At 41.5% G+C, this 16,414-nt stretch carries 11 protein-coding genes and 2 pseudogenes; 2 read left to right on the top strand and 11 right to left on the bottom strand.

Annotated elements, in window-relative coordinates:
- Positions 1 to 93: 93 nt before the first annotated feature.
- From DWZ60_RS20670 to DWZ60_RS06230, 8 genes and pseudogenes are all read right to left on the bottom strand, one after another.
- Positions 94 to 3,437: pseudogene (locus DWZ60_RS20670) on the bottom strand (DEAD/DEAH box helicase family protein).
- Positions 3,438 to 3,569: 132 nt separating this feature from the next.
- On the bottom strand, positions 3,570 to 4,643 hold the full coding sequence (locus DWZ60_RS06260) for a restriction endonuclease subunit S (protein WP_119221402.1): 1,074 nt from the start codon (positions 4,641 to 4,643) through the stop codon (positions 3,570 to 3,572).
- A gap of 29 nt (positions 4,644 to 4,672) precedes the next feature.
- A complete protein-coding gene (gene xerA / locus DWZ60_RS06255) occupies positions 4,673 to 5,641 on the bottom strand; it encodes a site-specific tyrosine recombinase/integron integrase (protein WP_119221401.1) in 969 nt (322 codons plus the stop codon).
- A 48-nt stretch (positions 5,642 to 5,689) separates the two neighbouring features.
- Complete coding sequence (locus DWZ60_RS06250) at positions 5,690 to 6,832, bottom strand: restriction endonuclease subunit S (RefSeq protein WP_119221400.1); 1,143 nt, start codon at positions 6,830 to 6,832, stop codon at positions 5,690 to 5,692.
- A 197-nt stretch (positions 6,833 to 7,029) separates the two neighbouring features.
- Positions 7,030 to 8,013, bottom strand: coding sequence for a DUF3644 domain-containing protein (locus DWZ60_RS06245; protein ID WP_119221399.1), 984 nt, complete (start codon positions 8,011 to 8,013; stop codon positions 7,030 to 7,032).
- A gap of 11 nt (positions 8,014 to 8,024) precedes the next feature.
- Entirely contained in the window at positions 8,025 to 8,183 is a 159-nt protein-coding gene (locus DWZ60_RS06240) for a hypothetical protein (RefSeq protein ID WP_199669402.1), read from the bottom strand.
- A gap of 191 nt (positions 8,184 to 8,374) precedes the next feature.
- On the bottom strand, positions 8,375 to 9,877 hold the full coding sequence (locus DWZ60_RS06235) for a class I SAM-dependent DNA methyltransferase (protein WP_119221398.1): 1,503 nt from the start codon (positions 9,875 to 9,877) through the stop codon (positions 8,375 to 8,377).
- A 21-nt stretch (positions 9,878 to 9,898) separates the two neighbouring features.
- A pseudogene (locus tag DWZ60_RS06230) lies at positions 9,899 to 10,950 on the bottom strand (Fic family protein).
- Positions 10,951 to 11,160: 210 nt separating this feature from the next.
- Between DWZ60_RS06230 and DWZ60_RS06225 the strand changes: the two are divergent.
- Positions 11,161 to 11,856 carry a hypothetical protein gene (locus tag DWZ60_RS06225; protein ID WP_119221397.1) on the top strand — a complete coding sequence of 232 codons (696 nt, stop codon included), beginning with the start codon at positions 11,161 to 11,163 and terminating at the stop codon, positions 11,854 to 11,856.
- 74 nt (positions 11,857 to 11,930) lie between these two features.
- Here the strand turns inward: DWZ60_RS06225 and DWZ60_RS06220 are convergent, their stop codons facing one another.
- The gene (locus DWZ60_RS06220) at positions 11,931 to 12,869 is read right to left on the bottom strand and encodes an AraC family transcriptional regulator (protein ID WP_118666668.1); all 939 of its coding nucleotides are present in this window, start codon (positions 12,867 to 12,869) and stop codon (positions 11,931 to 11,933) included.
- Between the two features lie 207 nt (positions 12,870 to 13,076).
- On the opposite strand from DWZ60_RS06220, the gene DWZ60_RS06215 reads away from it, so the two are divergent.
- On the top strand, positions 13,077 to 14,261 hold the full coding sequence (locus DWZ60_RS06215; RefSeq protein WP_119221396.1) for an MFS transporter: 1,185 nt from the start codon (positions 13,077 to 13,079) through the stop codon (positions 14,259 to 14,261).
- Positions 14,262 to 14,322: 61 nt separating this feature from the next.
- Here DWZ60_RS06215 and DWZ60_RS06210 read toward each other — a convergent pair whose 3' ends face one another.
- Both DWZ60_RS06210 and DWZ60_RS06205 read right to left on the bottom strand, forming a co-directional pair.
- The gene (locus DWZ60_RS06210) at positions 14,323 to 15,777 is read right to left on the bottom strand and encodes a serpin family protein (RefSeq protein ID WP_119221395.1); all 1,455 of its coding nucleotides are present in this window, start codon (positions 15,775 to 15,777) and stop codon (positions 14,323 to 14,325) included.
- Complete coding sequence (locus DWZ60_RS06205; protein WP_117801867.1) at positions 15,774 to 16,334, bottom strand: RNA polymerase sigma factor; 561 nt, start codon at positions 16,332 to 16,334, stop codon at positions 15,774 to 15,776. Before DWZ60_RS06205 ends, DWZ60_RS06210 begins: the two co-directional genes overlap by 4 nt.
- Positions 16,335 to 16,414 lie beyond the last annotated feature (80 nt).

The following is a 16,414-nucleotide window of genomic DNA, read 5'->3' as shown; positions in this document are numbered from 1 at the left end:
CTTAACAGTGTTATTTATTTACGTGTGTTAAATAATAACACCGGCAAATTTCCGTGTCAAGAAATTTGCCGATGTTTATGTTTTTTTTAGAATTTACGCTACCGCATTTTCGTTAATCTGATTGATTACTTTCCGAATGCCCATCCAGACTGCCAGATCTGTAAAGACTTCCGCAACACTTCCCCGATCTGTAAACGGCGCTTCCTGAAGCACGGAAAGGTCTTTCATCATTCCATTATGAACAATATATTCGATAATCTGATTCACAAAATAAATCTGTCTGCTGTCAAAATCGGCATTCGTCAGATACTCTGAAAACGCTTCTTTGGCTGCATTCATATCGAGTCCGACAATTTCCCGGACAAATTCTCCCAAAGGTTTCGTTCCAAATTCCTGCTCATAATCCTGCTTCGTACCAATCTCATTCCAGAGAATTTTTTCCAGACTGGCAACATCCATTTCTGTCAGCGGCTGATTTGTTCTCAGTTTCGCAATTGCAATCGTGTCCTGATGCTGCCGGATATAATACTCCGCTTTTGCTTTATAATTTTTCAGCTCATCATTTTCCAGTTCAGACTCGCGCCAGTCGATGGATAATAAGTCATCATCAAAATTGGTATTATAAAGCAATTTCGTTTTTAGAATATATTTCATCAAATCCCGTAATCTTTCCCGGATTTCTTCGAATTCATTGATTCCCGCATTCGCAATATAATCTGTATGCAGAATTTGCCCAATCAGATCTGACTGTGCTGAATTTCCGGAACATTCGCAACGTTTGCAATACCAGCTACTCTTTTCATAAGATCACTGCGGGCCCGTGTATATTTTTTTCCAATCAAATATGCCAGTTCAATTCCATACATCAATGCATCAAAACGAACTGCACTTGCCTCATCTTTATCAGGAAGAATTAACGGTGCCACTTCTTCACGCACAAGCAACGTATCTTCATAGGTAAGAGCATTATAGTTTTTTTCATCCGAGTACAAATCTACATATTTCAGATGCTGCCTTACCGCAAAATTATCTCTCGGCAGCTCCCGCACCTTTTCTGTCATCTGTTTTACCAGCGCATCACGGTACGCAATCAGTCTGTCCACCTGATAGGAAATATCCTGCAGTTTGTAGGCAATATCAAATTTCAAATTAAATATTGCTCCCTGCAAAGCAATCATATTTGCAGTTGCTTTCCCTTTATTCATTCGGAAAAACTCAAAGTTTCCACAAAAGTCAAAAATATAAAACTTCTGCTTATCCTCGCCATCCAGCAAGCCCGGGCAGAGTCGTGTTCCACGTCCAATCATCTGCCAGAATTTCGCCTTACTCATCACCTTTTTGAAAAACACCAGATTCAGCACCTCCGGCACATCAATACCGGTATCCAGCATATCCACAGAGATTGCAATTTGAGGCATTTTTTTCGCATCTGAAAATTCATCAATTGCGCTTTGTGCATACTCAATTTTATTATCAATCACTTTTGCATAGTCATCTGGATACTGTGGATATTCCTTTCGAAAAACTCTGAGTATTTCTTCGGCATGCTTGTGCTTTTCGCGAAATAATTGTTTTTCCAAGCTTCTGCCCATAATCAATCTTGATGCCATTCGTCATCAGAATATGCAATACCTGTTTTATGGTATCTTCATTAAAAATCCAGGTATTTAACGCGGAGGAACTGATTGACTCCGGCAGATTTCCGTTCTCATCTTCGAATGTTGCCTCATACGTTTCTTTGTCTTCCTCCGACAATTCATCATACACAATTCCCTGTTCGATGAATTTCAATCGCGATTCCACCGAAACATAATCTACAAGATAACCGTCTTTTACCGCCTGCGCCAGATCATATCCATACGTCGGAACGCCGTTTTCCAGTTCAAAGACTTCATACGTATTTTTATCAATTTCATCTTTTGGCGTTGCAGTGAGTCCTACCAGCGGCGCATCGAAATAATTAAAAATATCCCGATACTTATTGTAAATTGATCTATGCGCCTCATCACAGATCACCAGATCAAAATGGCCGCAGGTAAACAGTTTTCCCTCGCTGTCATGAACTGTATCAATACAATTGATCATTGTCTGGTACGTAGAGAAAACACAGTGCGCATTGTAGTTATCCTTTTCTTCAACCAAATTGGTACAGGACAGATTTGGCAGCAGGTTCACAAAACTTCGTTTTGCCTGCGTAACAAGTGAATTCCGGTCTGCCAGGAAAAGAACATTTTTACCCAGCCTGCCTTTAATAATACATCGCACAGTGCAATCACCGTTCGCGTCTTGCCAGAACCGGTCGCCATGACAAGCAGTGCTTTCCTGCGGTTCTTTTCATCAAAGCTGCGACACACTGCTTTGATCGCAGCTTCCTGGTAATAGCGTCCCGCAATATTTTTGTCCACGGTAATATGCTTCAGACTTGTGCGCATAGACCGCAAATTAAACCACTTTTCCAGATCTCTCTTCGAATAAATCACAGAACATTTTCGCTCCGGATACTGGCCATCAATAATACGCGTGTCAAATCCATTTGTAAGAAAGACAATGGGACGTCTTTTGTATATTTTTTCCAGCAGATCCGCATACAGTTTTGCCTGCTGTCTTCCCTTGGAAACGTCTACGCAGGTACGCTTTGCTTCAATTACCGCGAGTGGTCGGTGCATATCATCATAAAGGACATAATCAGCAAAACCAACCTCCGATTTATTCGGCATTCCCGGAATTTCCACCTCATTGAGCCAGTCTCTGCCTTCTACCCAGCCTGCTTCTGTCAGCATGGAATCGATATAAAGTTTTCGCGTCTGATACTCGGACAGTTCCAGCGGTTTGGGAACATACGTCTGCTGCTGTTCCTGACGGCGTGCGGACAGTTCTTCCCGCAGAGAAGCATTTTCTGCACTCAGTTTTTTCAGATCAAGCTCCTGCTGTGCCGCTTTCTCCTGTTCTTTCTCCAGAGCTTCTTTTGCTGCCTTCGCATCTTCTTTCGACTTTTTCGCTTTCTCTATCCGTGCTATGATCAATGTTTTGTCGAAGGCTCTCCGCTGATACTGGTCGGAATAGCAGTATGCAATATAATCGAGATAAATAAAAAGATTTTCCAGGCAAAGCATCGCTTCATCCCGTCCCAGTTTTCTGCTGCTGTGTGCCGCATTATTTCCGCTCCGCCGAATATAATCCATCCGCTTCCACAAGTCCGGCCCGATTGTCTGGCGATAATCCTCACTGTTCATCAGACTCTGCAGGTTGTCCTGGTACGGCATCTCGAGCGCATTATCCACAGAATACATCCATTTCACCGCAAACTCCATCGCCCGCCGGCTGTTCAAAATACTGGCCTCCGGGTCGAGTAAAATGATTTTTTCTGCGGACACGGCAGCATCGGCAAAGGCGGAAAATTTAGGTTCTTTTTTCAAATAATCAAAATTCGTAACCATGCGCACCTCCCCTTAATTTTTGTCAAAGCGGATATTCGCAATCTGCTTCGCTATTTGCTTGATTCGGTTAAAATAGTTTCCCATCTTTCTGTTATTTGTATTTTAGCACACTATTTCTTTATATGTGAGCACTTATCTCAGCTTCTTCAATTTTGATTTGTCGACTTGATATATAAAATCAACAAACACATTTTGTGCTTCTATGTTTGGCACAGGAATCATTATTTTTCTTATCTCAGAAAGGTTCAAGGTTTTCTGCGCAATTCCCTTAACCTTCTCCTCTATCTGTCTCTGACAGTCCGACGATAATAAAGCACTATGCAAGTAAAAGCTATTTATAATCTCCTTCTTAGGTTTCAGATACGCAATATGTCTCTGGAACAAAAACTTTGTATCTTCAACAACAACAGCAGGATGTCCATAAGAGCCTACCGTAGAAAGCAACAAATCTCCTGGTTCAATCGGAGTTCTTTTATAAAGCTCATTATATGTTTCCTTACTTATAAACTTTTCTGCATTATAAGTGACTGTATTATTTGCCAGGTTTGACACAAAAATAAATGGTATCCCTGTTTCTTGAAACTTAGGTGGTTGATGAGTACCATCTGTAATAATCGAACAAATTTCACTCATCGAAATCATATTATTACAATCCCCAAACATCTCGACAAATCGGGCTTTGATGAGGTTATCTAATGATGCAATTTCCTGATTTCTCATGACCATAATATTAGTTGTTTTATCTAAAACCTCTACAATAGCCCTTTGCTCATCTAATGATGGAAGTTCCATTTCCACTTTCTTTAAATATCCAGCCGAGATATTAGGCTGTGCTCCACCAACACCATCCTTAACAAATTTTACCTTTTGACTCTTTAGAAAATAATATAAGTATTCTGGAATAACCTTATCATTCTTTTTAAATGCGGCACATGCCTGATTTGTGCAAGCATCCATTTTCAATATAGACGTTGCTCCAATTGTTGCTCCATACATTGCAATTAAAACTGTATCTGGCTCATACAATTTTGCGGAAGAATTCTTCAAACCTTCTTCAGTAATAAAATCTTCCACTTCATAAAGATATTCCGACTTTAAATCTCCTGTTTTTACCCAAGGTATATCTCCTCCATAATATTCTGGATGAGATTTTGAAGGAGTTCCGCCAGATCCAATTTCAAATATATCTCCAAGTTTTACTTTCATCTACATCATCCCTGCAAATCCGAATTTGCTCAGGACAAATATTTCTGATGAGCTGTTTTCACATTGTTTTGATTGACCATTGCATACTTCATAGTTGTATCTATCTGAGAATGTCCAAGAATTTTCTGCACTTGCTCAATCGGCATTCCTTTATCGATTGCTCTTGTAGCCATTGATCGACGGAATTTATGTGGATGAATCCTCTCCAGATTTAGTTTTCGTCCAAGCTTCCGAAGTCTTATCTCCACTCCACTAATTTTCAATCGATCATATGGTGCATCTAAGGTAACAAATAGAGCTGAATTGTTGTCTGTTCTATTATCTATGTATTCTTTTAAGTGAACTTTAGCTTTGGCATCAAAATAAACTCTACGTTCTTTGTCACCCTTTCCATAAACGATGCATTCACGCCCCTCAAAATCAATATCATCAATATTAAGATTTACCAATTCGCCTACGCGTATGCCCGTGGAATATAATAGATCAATAATTGCTAAATCTCTTTTTTCTTTGCAGTTGTCTCGGAGTTTTTCGATTCCTTCATCTGAAATAATATTTTTAACAACCGTCTTTGTCCTGATTTTATGGATTCGTCTCATAGGACTCTTCAAAATATAGTCTTCCTCTTCAAGCCAGGAAAAGAAGCTGGAAATGTTGCGGCGAACATTATCTATCGTTACATTCGAACAATGATTCCATTGTTGATATGCCGATAGGTATTCACGTATCTCTTCCGTTGTCACTTTACGGACACTTGTTTCAATTTTAGACAGCAAATGCTGAACTGTTGTCTGATAATAGCTTATTGTACGCTCCGAGCATCCTTCTATTCTTTTGGCAGCAAGGAACATGTTTAAAAATTCGTCATTCGAGATATCTGTTTTCACTGCTTCATTTTCTGCAAAGGTTTTCAGAATCACCTCTTGTAACTTTTTCATCTGCGGAATAGACAAATATTCCGACATTTCATTTAATACTGTTACAATTTTCTCATCCATGCTGGTACTCCTCTCTTAAGTACCAGCATCCTACAACCATTCGTAATCTTATCCAAAATATTCTTGCATCAACGAATCAAATAATAACTGCGTTTCATCCAATGCTTTTTGTACTGCAACTTTTGATTTGTTGACTTGTGCCTTAAATAAAACAAACTCCTCTTGTTTGGATAACGGCGGCATCAATACCGGCAATGCTCGCAGCTGCGTCATATTAATACTTGCGATTCCCGTTGTCTGTTTTGCACATCCCAGAAAATAGCGTTTTGATCGTTGATGCTGAAGGTACTCTGCAAAAAATTCAGGAAGTATCATAGATTCATCCAATCTCACTCGGAAAATATGGTTCTGGTGTATACAGTTCTCAAGCGGCTCTTTTATAATCGCACCGCGTCCCACTTTATCTGGATCGCCACCCTCAGTCATAAGTACATCGTCCGCAAGCAATCGATATTGCTCAATCTCCTGTTGTGTTGCTTCTATTGTTTTCACCGTTGTCCAGTCTATATAACCATCTTTTACATTGGATACAGCCATGTATGGAACTTCAGTCAAATCTTCAGCCTTTGTTTTTCTTCCTTTCGTGATACCAGAAACAACATCTGCCATGCTCTCCAATTTTGCTTCTGGCCATCCTTTGGAATTCAAATACATGTCTCCAAACATCTCGACAAATCGGGCTTTGATCAAATCATCCAATTGCTGCAGTTCTTGTTTCCGAAATTCTACAATACTTTCTATCTTTGAAAGAATATATGCAATGTCTGCTTGTTTTTCAACAGTTGGAAATGGAATTACTGTATTATCAAAATCTTTTTTGACAATATGTTTCATTGTAGCACCATGGGTTTTTAATTCCATTTCTTTCAGCTTGTATTTAACCGCAAACACGAAATACTGTTTATTCACTTCACACTTATCAAATACAACTTTGAAAATATGTTGATTTAAAAGACCTTTTCCTCGATTCCAAATATATACACCCAAGCTAGCTGACCACGAAATTAAAACATCTCCATCATTAATTTCAATTTTTTCAGGATACTTTCCATCATAAAAGCCTAAATCATAAGCATTACCTGTAAGATCTTGTATTCTAATGATCGGAAGACCTGTGCTGCCTCGATCTTCCGGTTTGAATGCATATCCATTTATGTAGGTAGCGATATCGCCTAATCGTTTTTGTTCCATCTACCTCATCCCTGCAAATCCGATTTGCATTTCCTTTCTTAGTTTTTACAACTCTTCCCTCATGTATATTCACCGAAAACTTGACATATAATATAATTGTGTTATATTAATAGTAGTCAACTTGTGAAGGATAAAAGCTGGGTTCCCGAATGGGAGTAGGTGCATTAGCACTTAGAATCCTTTGCTCCCTGGGTTGACTATTTTTTTGCCAATTTTTGTTTTAAATCGTTAAGTATTGCTTCTGGCGATTTCTTTATTTCTTCATAGATAAAATCAATAGCCTGTTGTGAATAACTATACTGTGGTTGAGTCGAAACTTGATATGTAAAACACATTCTCTCATTTTCTTTTATTCCAAAGTATGAAGTGAAAAGATTAAAATGATACATGTTAAATGTTGTTTCTTGCCCATTATATAAAAGCACAATCTCATCTTTTGACAACTTCTTATTAATTTCCCGTATACAGGCCTTGGCACTGTATTTATGTGTTTCATTAGGGTTTTTCAATTCTTTGATAACCCGTACACCTTGAGCCGCCTCTTTTTCAATATGATACAGTTCAGTTGCTTCTTCCCTCTTTTTCGTCGCATAATGATAGTGCTCGACTTTAATTGCAAACGCACTATTATTTTCTTCTACCAAAGGCTGCAATGAGTCATTCACTGCAAAAAGCTTCTCTGCAACCTGTTTTTCATATTTTCCTCTGATCTCCGTTTCATCCAAAGATTTCAGTCTTACAGATAATGTAATAAAGTTTTCCGGTATAATTTGTGTCATATCTACTTTATGAAACTCCATCATCTTATCCACAAAATTGAATACACAGGCCTGAAGCAAAGGAATATAAACAGCTTCATATTCTTCTGTAATAAAGTGTGTACTCGTATTTCTAAGCTCAATAATCTTTTCGAGATTTTTTCTCAGTGGAGCTTTTTCATTTGTAAAAACCTTTTTCACACATCCTTCCAATGATATTGTTCTATTCGGTTTATCTGAAAAATAAATAGAATTCTCTCCAAATTTGTTTATCATATGTGCTTTTAACATTAGTTCCCACGCATTACAGATAAAAAAGCTAAATCCTTCAATCCGATATTTAATCGAAGGTTTATTGTATATTTCAATTGCTAGCACAAAAGCTTCTTTTGCTTTATCTATTAACTGATCTTGTACTCCCATCTCTTACTCCCTTATAAATTTAATGGTTTCTCCAACTCATCCATCTCTTTCCCAATCTCCTGCTCCAGCTGACAAATATTTGCCATAATTTCCGATGTCGGCGGACACTCCACCGGGATGTATTCTACTTCTTTGTATTTATTAATACTGAGATCGTACTCATTCTCCACGCTCTCCTTTTTCGGAAGCAGAAATGTTTTTATTTCTTTTCACCACTTGACAACAAACGTATTTTTATATAGCATAAATATTAAGAAATGGGTTTTCACCGTACAGTCTTATGACTCAAGCGGGCTGCTCGTTTCTTTTTTTATTTCTAAAAATCGTTTTACGTTTCTCGTCATCAGCATCCTTCTTTCCCCTATAAGTTCAACAACTTCTCCAACTCATCTATCTCTTTCCCAATCTCCCGCTCCAGCTCGCGGATATTTACCATGATTTCCGATGTTGGCGGATACTCTACCGGGATGTATTCTACTTCTTTGTATTTGTTAATGCTGAGATCATACCCATTCTCTACAATCTCTTTTTTCGGAACCAGGAAAGATTTGTCCGTGCGTTTTCTGTCCGCTTCCTGATCGAGATGTTTGAATCGCTCTATGATATCCGGAATATCATTTTCCGCAATTGGTGACCGTTTGTCGTCCAGGCTCAGGCCATCGGCGGTCATGTCGTAGAACCAGACCTGATCGGTTCCGCCATGTTCAGTTTTGGTGAAAATCAGGATCGCCGTTGATACTCCCGCGTAAGGCTTAAATACACCGGATGGCATGGAAACAACTGCTTCCAGTCTCTGGTTTTCTACGATTTCTTTTCGAATTGCCTTATGCGCCGTGGATGATCCAAATAAAACTCCATCTGGTACAATGCAGGCACAGCGGCCGCCGATTTTCAGCATCCGCAAAAATAATACCAGGAATAACAGTTCTGTTTTTTTCGTCTTACACACTTTCAGCAAATCACCGGATACGGACTCTGCGTCAAGGCTCCCTTTAAATGGAGGGTTTGCCAGAATAAGCGTATATTTATCTTTGTCGCCATTCTGATCAGATAAACTGTCTCTATACTCGATGAATGGATTGTCAATTCCATGTGTCATCATATTCATCGCGCCGATACGAAGCATCGTTCGATCCATATCGTATCCATGGAACATATGATTCATGTAGTGATCTTTTTTCTGTTTGTCAAAAAAGATTTCTTCTTTTTTTGTTTCTTTTAAATACTCTCCTGCTGCAACCAGAAAGCCAGAAGTTCCGCAGGCCGGATCGCAGATCATTTCACTGCTGGATGGGTCCATCATTTCCACCATCATACGAATAATGTGGCGTGGTGTTCTAAACTGACCGTTGCGGCCAGACTGAGCAATTTTCGAAAGAAGATATTCATACACATCTCCCCGTACATCCGTTGCCTGAATTTCGCTCATCATTTTATAAATTTCGTCCAGCGAGTCTACCACCTTCGACAGCACCAGCGGTGTCGGCAGTTTAAAGATTGCGTCATCCATGTATTTGGAATACGCACTGTTTTTGTCACTATGCAATGTCTTAATGAACGGAAATACCCACTCCTGCATCACAGAATACATCCGATCAGCAGGAAAGTCGTGAAAGACCGACCATTTCAGCTGCGATCCGTCAATTGTTCTTTCTCCTATTTTTACTTCTTCCACAAAAATACTCTGATACGGCAGACCAAGCATGGCGCTCTCTTTGGCACGAATATTATCGGAGTCGTCCAGATCATGGATAAACATCAGATAGGTGATCTGCTCAATGACTTCCAGCGGATTTACAAGGCCTCCCGCCGCAAAAATATCCCACAATGCATCAATTTTATTTTTTAATTCACCAGTAATCATCTCTTCAACTTCTCCCTTTTGTTAATTATTATTCCATGTATATTTCGTATATCGCCCGCCGCCGATTTTCAGAATTTCACCAGACGATAGCAAATCAGCAAGTGCCCTCTGAACCGTTACCTGGCTGATATCCGGACACTTTTTTAATATTTCCGTTTTGGTAATCTGCCCCGGTGTTGTACGAATGATTTCTTTTACACGATCCGGCTTTGACATTCCAGATGTTGTCAGCAGATTCACTCTGGAAGAAAAATCCCGGTATGCCGCAATCATAATGCTGAGCATGTATTTCACAAATGGCTCATAATCATTTTCGTTTTCATGCCATTGTTCGGAGCTCTGCCGCAGGCACTCATAGTATTCTTTTTTTGTCGTTTCGATTAATTTCTCGATACTGATATATTTTCCTACAATATAGCCTGCCCGGTAATATAAAAGTAAGGTAAGCAGACGGCTCATTCTTCCATTTCCGTCATTAAAAGGATGAATGCACAGAAAATCGAGAATGAACATGGGAATCAACAGCAGTGGATCTATCTGTTCCGATCCCAGCGCCTGTTCAAAGGCCTCACATAATGATTCAACTGCTGCCGGTGTCTCCCACGCCGGAACCGGGCGGAATCGAATAAATGTATTTCCGATTGTATCCTCTTCTTCTATCACATTATCTACTGTTTTGTATTTTCCGCCGATATCATATCCTTCAAATTTGTACAGATCCCGATGAAGCTGCAAAAAGATGGACGGCTTGGGTGGAATGTAATCATGACTCTCATGAATTGTATTCAGCACATCCCGATAGCCGGCAATTTCACGCTCGCTGCGCGTTTTCGGTCTCGTCGTATCCCGCACCAGGCTCTTAACCGTTCATCCGAAGTGTAAATGCCCTCAATTTTGTTCGATGCATCTGTACTCTGAATTTTCGCAATTTCGACAAGCTGATTCAATGCATCTGCTTTTGCTTCAATGAATAAGGTCTGTTCCCCTTTAAATTCATGAATCTGCGTCAGATAGGATACAATTTCCGGCGTGAGTAATTTTTTCCATTTCTCCTGATAAGTAAACTGTCTCATTTGCGTTCCCCAATATGTTGTATTTCTGCCATGATTTCAGTATATTCGTTAATTTTATCATTGTCAATTCAATTTCATCATTATATATAAAATGATCAAATTAAGAAGTACACATGAGATTTCATCCTATCATGCCAAGTAAATAGAATTTGACAAACGCTGCCATTTTGTTTAGATTAGAAACAAATACGAAAGGACACCTTCATTCCCATGCCAGGTTTTATTTTACATCTCACCGCAGCCCAAATGCTGTTAAAGCACCTCCCGTCCCACCCGGATTTTCCATATCCGATTTCATCGGTAAATGATTTTCTAATCGGAAATCTTCTGCCGGATGCGACGCAGCAGAAAGAATCCTCCCATTTCCGCGATCCGCTTTACCGCGAAAAAATGATGGTATTCCCGGATCTTACACGGTTTACAGCGAAATACCGTTCACTTCTGCCAGATTCGAGCGCACTGGGATATTATTTTCATCTTTATATTGACCGGAAATTTTTTAAGGATTTCATTCCGCAGATTGTGGAATTTTATAATGCGGATGGGGAAATTACAGATATGAGAGATGAGATTGCAACGGTTTATATCAAAAAATCGCGGACATCCATTCCTTTTTCCAGATATCTCACGGAGGAGTATTATTACGGGGACTATACACGAATGAATACATATCTTGTCAACCGCTATTGCATCCCGCTCGATCTCAATCCTAACGTCACGAACCCTGGAATCACAGAAATTCCGTATGAGAACGTCCAACAGGTACTTGACCTCCTCCATCACTTCCTCTCCGTCCCGCCGGAAGCCGCGCAGGATCTGAAGGTCTTTCCGCTTGAAGAGCTGCTTGCGGCACTAGAGCAATATGTAGAAGAGTTTTTGGCTGTGCCGAATAAGTATGTTCCATAATTTTCCATTCAAAAAGGAGCAGAACCCACACCGGATTCCGCTCCTTTTTCAGAATGTAATTTTTCCGTTTTCTCTTACACTACATCTTGAACGATCCCTTCTCTGTCATCCGTATCCATTTGTTTTTTTCTTCGATATTCCGTCGGTGTCCTCCCATAATATTTCTTAAATGTTTTGCAAAAATAATCCATATTTTCAAATCCCGTCTCGCCGGAAATTACAGTTATCTTTTTCTCCGTCGTGGCCAGAAGCTTTGCAGCCTCCTGCAGACGATACTTCACCAGATAATGCACCGGCGTATCGTGAAGATATCTTCGGAACAGATTCAATGCCGTACTCTTGCTCACCATAGCCTGCCCGGCAATATCCTCCAAGGTAAGATTCTGTCGGAAATTTTGATGAATATATTGCATCATCAGCTGTGTTCTTCCCTGTGAGGATGCCGTATTTTCTCTTTTTTTCTGCAGCACTTCCGAATCCATGTGCAAATAAAGCAAGTGCCACAATTCCTGCGTCAGAAATAAAGTAACCAGTTCCCGGTCTTTGTCTGATTCCTGCGCTTTGAGAATTTTCTGCATGAGCTCCAGTGCTTCTGCCTGCCATTTTATTTCCCTGCAAAAGACAATGCAGTCCACCTTACACGCCTGTATCGGTGCAATGTATTTTTTGTAAATCAGGCTGTCTGCCGGAGCAAGAAATGTCGGTTTCAGAACGAAATTTGGCACAATCGCATGGCCTTCAGAAAAATAGCGATGCAAAATCTTTGAGTTAATAAAAATGCCCGTTCCCTGTCCCAGTGAAAACTGCTTTTCGCCAACCCAGAAGGTTGCTGTTCCCTCCTGTACAAAAACAAACTCAAACTCCACATGCCAGTGCCATTCTACACAATGAAAATCAAACAACGCAAGATCGTCGTAATACAATTGAAACGGATATTCACTGTTTCCATGCTGTATCGTTTCCATCATGGTTTCATCCGTTTGGATCTTGTTATAAAATGTATTAAACTCCATCTTTCCCCGCCTCCGTTTTTCAGGCACGACCCTCTCTATTTTGCGATATTATACAATAAACAGACGATATATTCCAGTGAAAGCGACACTATTTTACGTTATTATACAAAAAGAATCGTTGTCGCTCCATGGAACACGGTGAACGGCAACGAAACGAACACTACGGCCGCAGCAGTTCTGCCATTTTTAAAAACGGAGTATATCACTATGAAAAAGAACTACCACAAAACCTTAATTGCCTGTTATTTTGGATTTATCACGCAGGCAATTTCTGCAAATTTTGCACCTTTACTATTTCTTACCTTTCACAGAACTTACCATATTTCTCTTGGAAAAATTGCGTTTATCTCGACAATATTCTTTTTCACACAACTTCTTGTCGATTTGTTCTGTGCCAGATATGTCGATAAAATCGGTTATCGCAGGTGTGTCGTTGCTTCTGAAATTCTTTCCGCCTGCGGTCTGATTGGACTTGCCTTTCTGCCCAATATTCTGCCAAATGCCTATGCAGGAATTTTGCTCAGTGCCATGATCTATGCCGCCGGAAGCGGACTGATTGAGGTTCTTGTCAGCCCAATCGTAGAAGCTTGTCCGTTTGACAATAAGGACAGCGTTATGAGTCTGCTTCACTCCTTTTACTGCTGGGGGTCTGTAGGCGTCATCTTACTCTCCACTGCTTTTCTGGCAGTTTTTGGTATGGAACGCTGGCCGATCCTCGCATGTATCTGGGCTGTACTTCCACTGTACAATACGTTTAATTTCCTTTCCTGCCCGATTGAATCACTCACCGGAAGCGAAGAAGGACTTACCATTCGTCAGCTGTGCCGTCTTCCCATTTTCTGGATTTCCCTTGTTCTTATGGTCTGCGCCGGAGCAAGCGAGATTTCGATGGCGCAATGGGCTTCCGCTTATGCCGAGTCTGCATTAGGTCTCTCAAAAAGCATTGGAGACATTGCAGGACCGTGCCTGTTTGCTGTGATGATGGGCATCAGCAGGACCTTCTATGGTAAATACGGGGAAAAAATTGACTTAACAAAATTTATGATCGCATCCGGTACACTTTGCCTGATCTGTTATCTGGCTGCAGCTCTCGCACCATATCCTCTTTTAAATCTTACAGGCTGCGTTGTGTGTGGTTTCTCCGTAGGAATTATGTGGCCGGGAACCATCAGTATTTCATCCTCTAAAATTCCACTCGGCGGAACTGCACTGTTCGCACTTCTCGCCATGGCCGGAGATATGGGCGGTTCCATTGGCCCATTTGTTATTGGATTTGTCACACAAAACACCGGCGACGATCTGAAGGCAGGTATGCTGGCCGGCTGCATTTTCCCTGCTGTACTGATTTTGTCTGTTTTTCTGCTCCGACAAAGGAACGCAGAGCAAAAATAAGCACCGAAGAGATACTGTAACGTGTCTCAGACACAGGAGCCGGACAGTCCGACTCCTTTTTTCATGTCTCTGCAATATTTCTCACAACTCCCGAAAACAGAATCGATCCGTCCTGCCCCGTGACAAGAAACAGGAATGGACGATCCAGTACGAAGTCGATTTCGTCGTCCGGTATTTCTGCTGCGGTTTCTGAAACGCCGAGTTCTGTATACGCTGCTCCGGTTACTCCGTTTTCGTCGATTTCAAGCATGGCGGCGTGGTCTGCTTTGCTCAGGTATAAATTCTCTTTGTCCCCTGTTAATGGGCTGAAATCTGCCAGATCCGCATCCAGTGCATCCGTTACACCCAGTGCGCGCACCGTTTCGATCAGGTCTGTTTTCTCCGATACTTTAAATTTAGGAACAGACAGGTTCACCATAGGGGAATACCAGTTATCACTGCTTTCATCCCGCCGTATAACCTTCATCAGATCCGGATCCGATACCAGTTCATTGACATCGGTATTTTCATCCGGAAGCAGGAAATACATGGAGCCGCTGTCCTGAAGGCTAAGGCTGACTGCACGGAAATGCTCGCCCTGATAGACATCCATCCATTCCGTTTTTTTCATCATGTCCACAGTGGTATCTCCCGCAGCTCCGTGGAAGGTTTCCTTCTCTGTATTCACTTCCCAGAAATTTTCCCTCCACATCGCCTTATAATAGATGGTTGATACCAGTTCAAATACCGTTTCCGGGGCAATCGCCATATTTTCGGTGTATTCTTTTAAAAGCCCTCCGGTATTATCATCCGTCCAGGTCCGCAGGGCCTGATTCATCTCTTCCGATCCGGGAGTCCCACAGAAGGTCGATGCATAATACTGTTCCGCCAGCCGCTGCAGCGTTGTGTCATTGTATGTTTCCTCACCATCCAGCCACAGCGAATTTGCCAGCACACTTTTCAGCGCAGGCGTGTCTGCATAATTGCTTTCCCAGAGTGAAGAAACATTTTTCCGTAAGGTGTCCATATCCTGCGCACCAAGCATATCCAGAATCTGCTGCCGCGTATTTCCATCCGAAGTTTCCGCCAGCATCGCAAACGCGATATACAGATTGATCGGCGAGCAGACGGTATTTTCATCTTCTGAAACCAGCATTTGTTTCATCAGGTCCTGATAATACGCATCCATTCCCGACTGCAGTTCTGCTGATTTTGCTGTCAGCTCCCGGTACGAATCCCACCAGTCCCAGTGTGCATCGCTTTCCATGAATTTCTGTGCATCCATTGTCCGCTCCACAGATGCCGGATAAGCCGCCAGAACCGTCGTTACCCCCGACGGATAACGGACTGCAGAACCCTCCCGACCGTTTCTCCATGTCGTAACCCCCAGCACAGCTCCGCCGATGATCACCGCGCAGGCTGCCGCGGCCGTCCATTTTTTCCATGCAGCCCCTTGGGAACGCTGATAGTCCCGCGCCTTTTTCACCATAGCAGGATCCAGGTCGCCCAACGTTTCAAACAATTCTTCTTTCTTCATACTTCGAACCCCCTTTCCGTCAAGTGTGTATGCAGTTTCCCGCGGATCCGGTTCAGCGTAACTGAAACATAGTTTTCACTTCTTCCCAGACGATCCGCGATTTCACCGATACTGTCTACATACCAGTACCGCAGGACAAACATGCATCGTTTCTCCTCCGGCAGCTTCTGCAGAAACTGATTGATCTCCGCGATCAGTTCTTTCATCTCCCACTGCCGCTCAATATCATCTTTCCCCGAAACACATTCTTCCAGCTCGTCCAATACTGCATCCATCTGACTTCCTCCGCGTTTTTTGCGATGCATTTTTCGATACAGATCAAACGAAAGATTTCTCGTTATTTTTCCAAGAAATGTGGATAACAGAGACGGCCGGTGCGGCGGCATAGCGTTCCACGCGTGAAGCCAAGTGTCGTTGACACATTCTTCTGCATCCGCCGGATTCTGCAGAATATTCTGTGCAATGGACGTACAGTATGTACCATATTTCATCGCAGACTCGCTGATCGCTGTTTCGTTCCTGTCCCAGTACATTTGGACAATATGAGTATCCTCCATATGGAAATCCCCCTTTCATCTATCATCACGCCATTTTGCAGAAAATCTTACACTTTTCAAAAGAAATTTCGGTTCAAAAA

It is taken from the genome of Blautia sp. AF34-10, from assembly GCF_003477865.1.
Classification (GTDB): Bacteria; Bacillota; Clostridia; order Lachnospirales; family Lachnospiraceae; genus Fusicatenibacter; species Fusicatenibacter saccharivorans.
The sequence above is the reverse complement of the archived record's forward strand: the minus strand, read 5'-3'. Positions and strand labels throughout refer to the sequence as shown.

Bases quoted from the DNA above. Each gene is read 5' to 3' on its own strand.
- DWZ60_RS06260 (WP_119221402.1), bottom strand. From the start codon at position 4,643: ATGAAAGTAAAACTTGGAGATATATTTGAAATTGGATCTGGCGGAACT.
- xerA (WP_119221401.1), bottom strand. From the start codon at position 5,641: ATGGATGAGAAAATTGTAACAGTATTAAATGAAATGTCGGAATATTTG.
- DWZ60_RS06250 (WP_119221400.1), bottom strand. From the start codon at position 6,832: ATGGAACAAAAACGATTAGGCGATATCGCTACCTACATAAATGGATAT.
- DWZ60_RS06245 (WP_119221399.1), bottom strand. From the start codon at position 8,013: ATGGGAGTACAAGATCAGTTAATAGATAAAGCAAAAGAAGCTTTTGTG.
- DWZ60_RS06235 (WP_119221398.1), bottom strand. From the start codon at position 9,877: ATGATTACTGGTGAATTAAAAAATAAAATTGATGCATTGTGGGATATT.
- DWZ60_RS06225 (WP_119221397.1), top strand. From the start codon at position 11,161: ATGCCAGGTTTTATTTTACATCTCACCGCAGCCCAAATGCTGTTAAAG.
- DWZ60_RS06220 (WP_118666668.1), bottom strand. From the start codon at position 12,869: ATGGAGTTTAATACATTTTATAACAAGATCCAAACGGATGAAACCATG.
- DWZ60_RS06215 (WP_119221396.1), top strand. From the start codon at position 13,077: ATGAAAAAGAACTACCACAAAACCTTAATTGCCTGTTATTTTGGATTT.
- DWZ60_RS06210 (WP_119221395.1), bottom strand. From the start codon at position 15,777: ATGAAGAAAGAAGAATTGTTTGAAACGTTGGGCGACCTGGATCCTGCT.
- DWZ60_RS06205 (WP_117801867.1), bottom strand. From the start codon at position 16,334: ATGGAGGATACTCATATTGTCCAAATGTACTGGGACAGGAACGAAACA.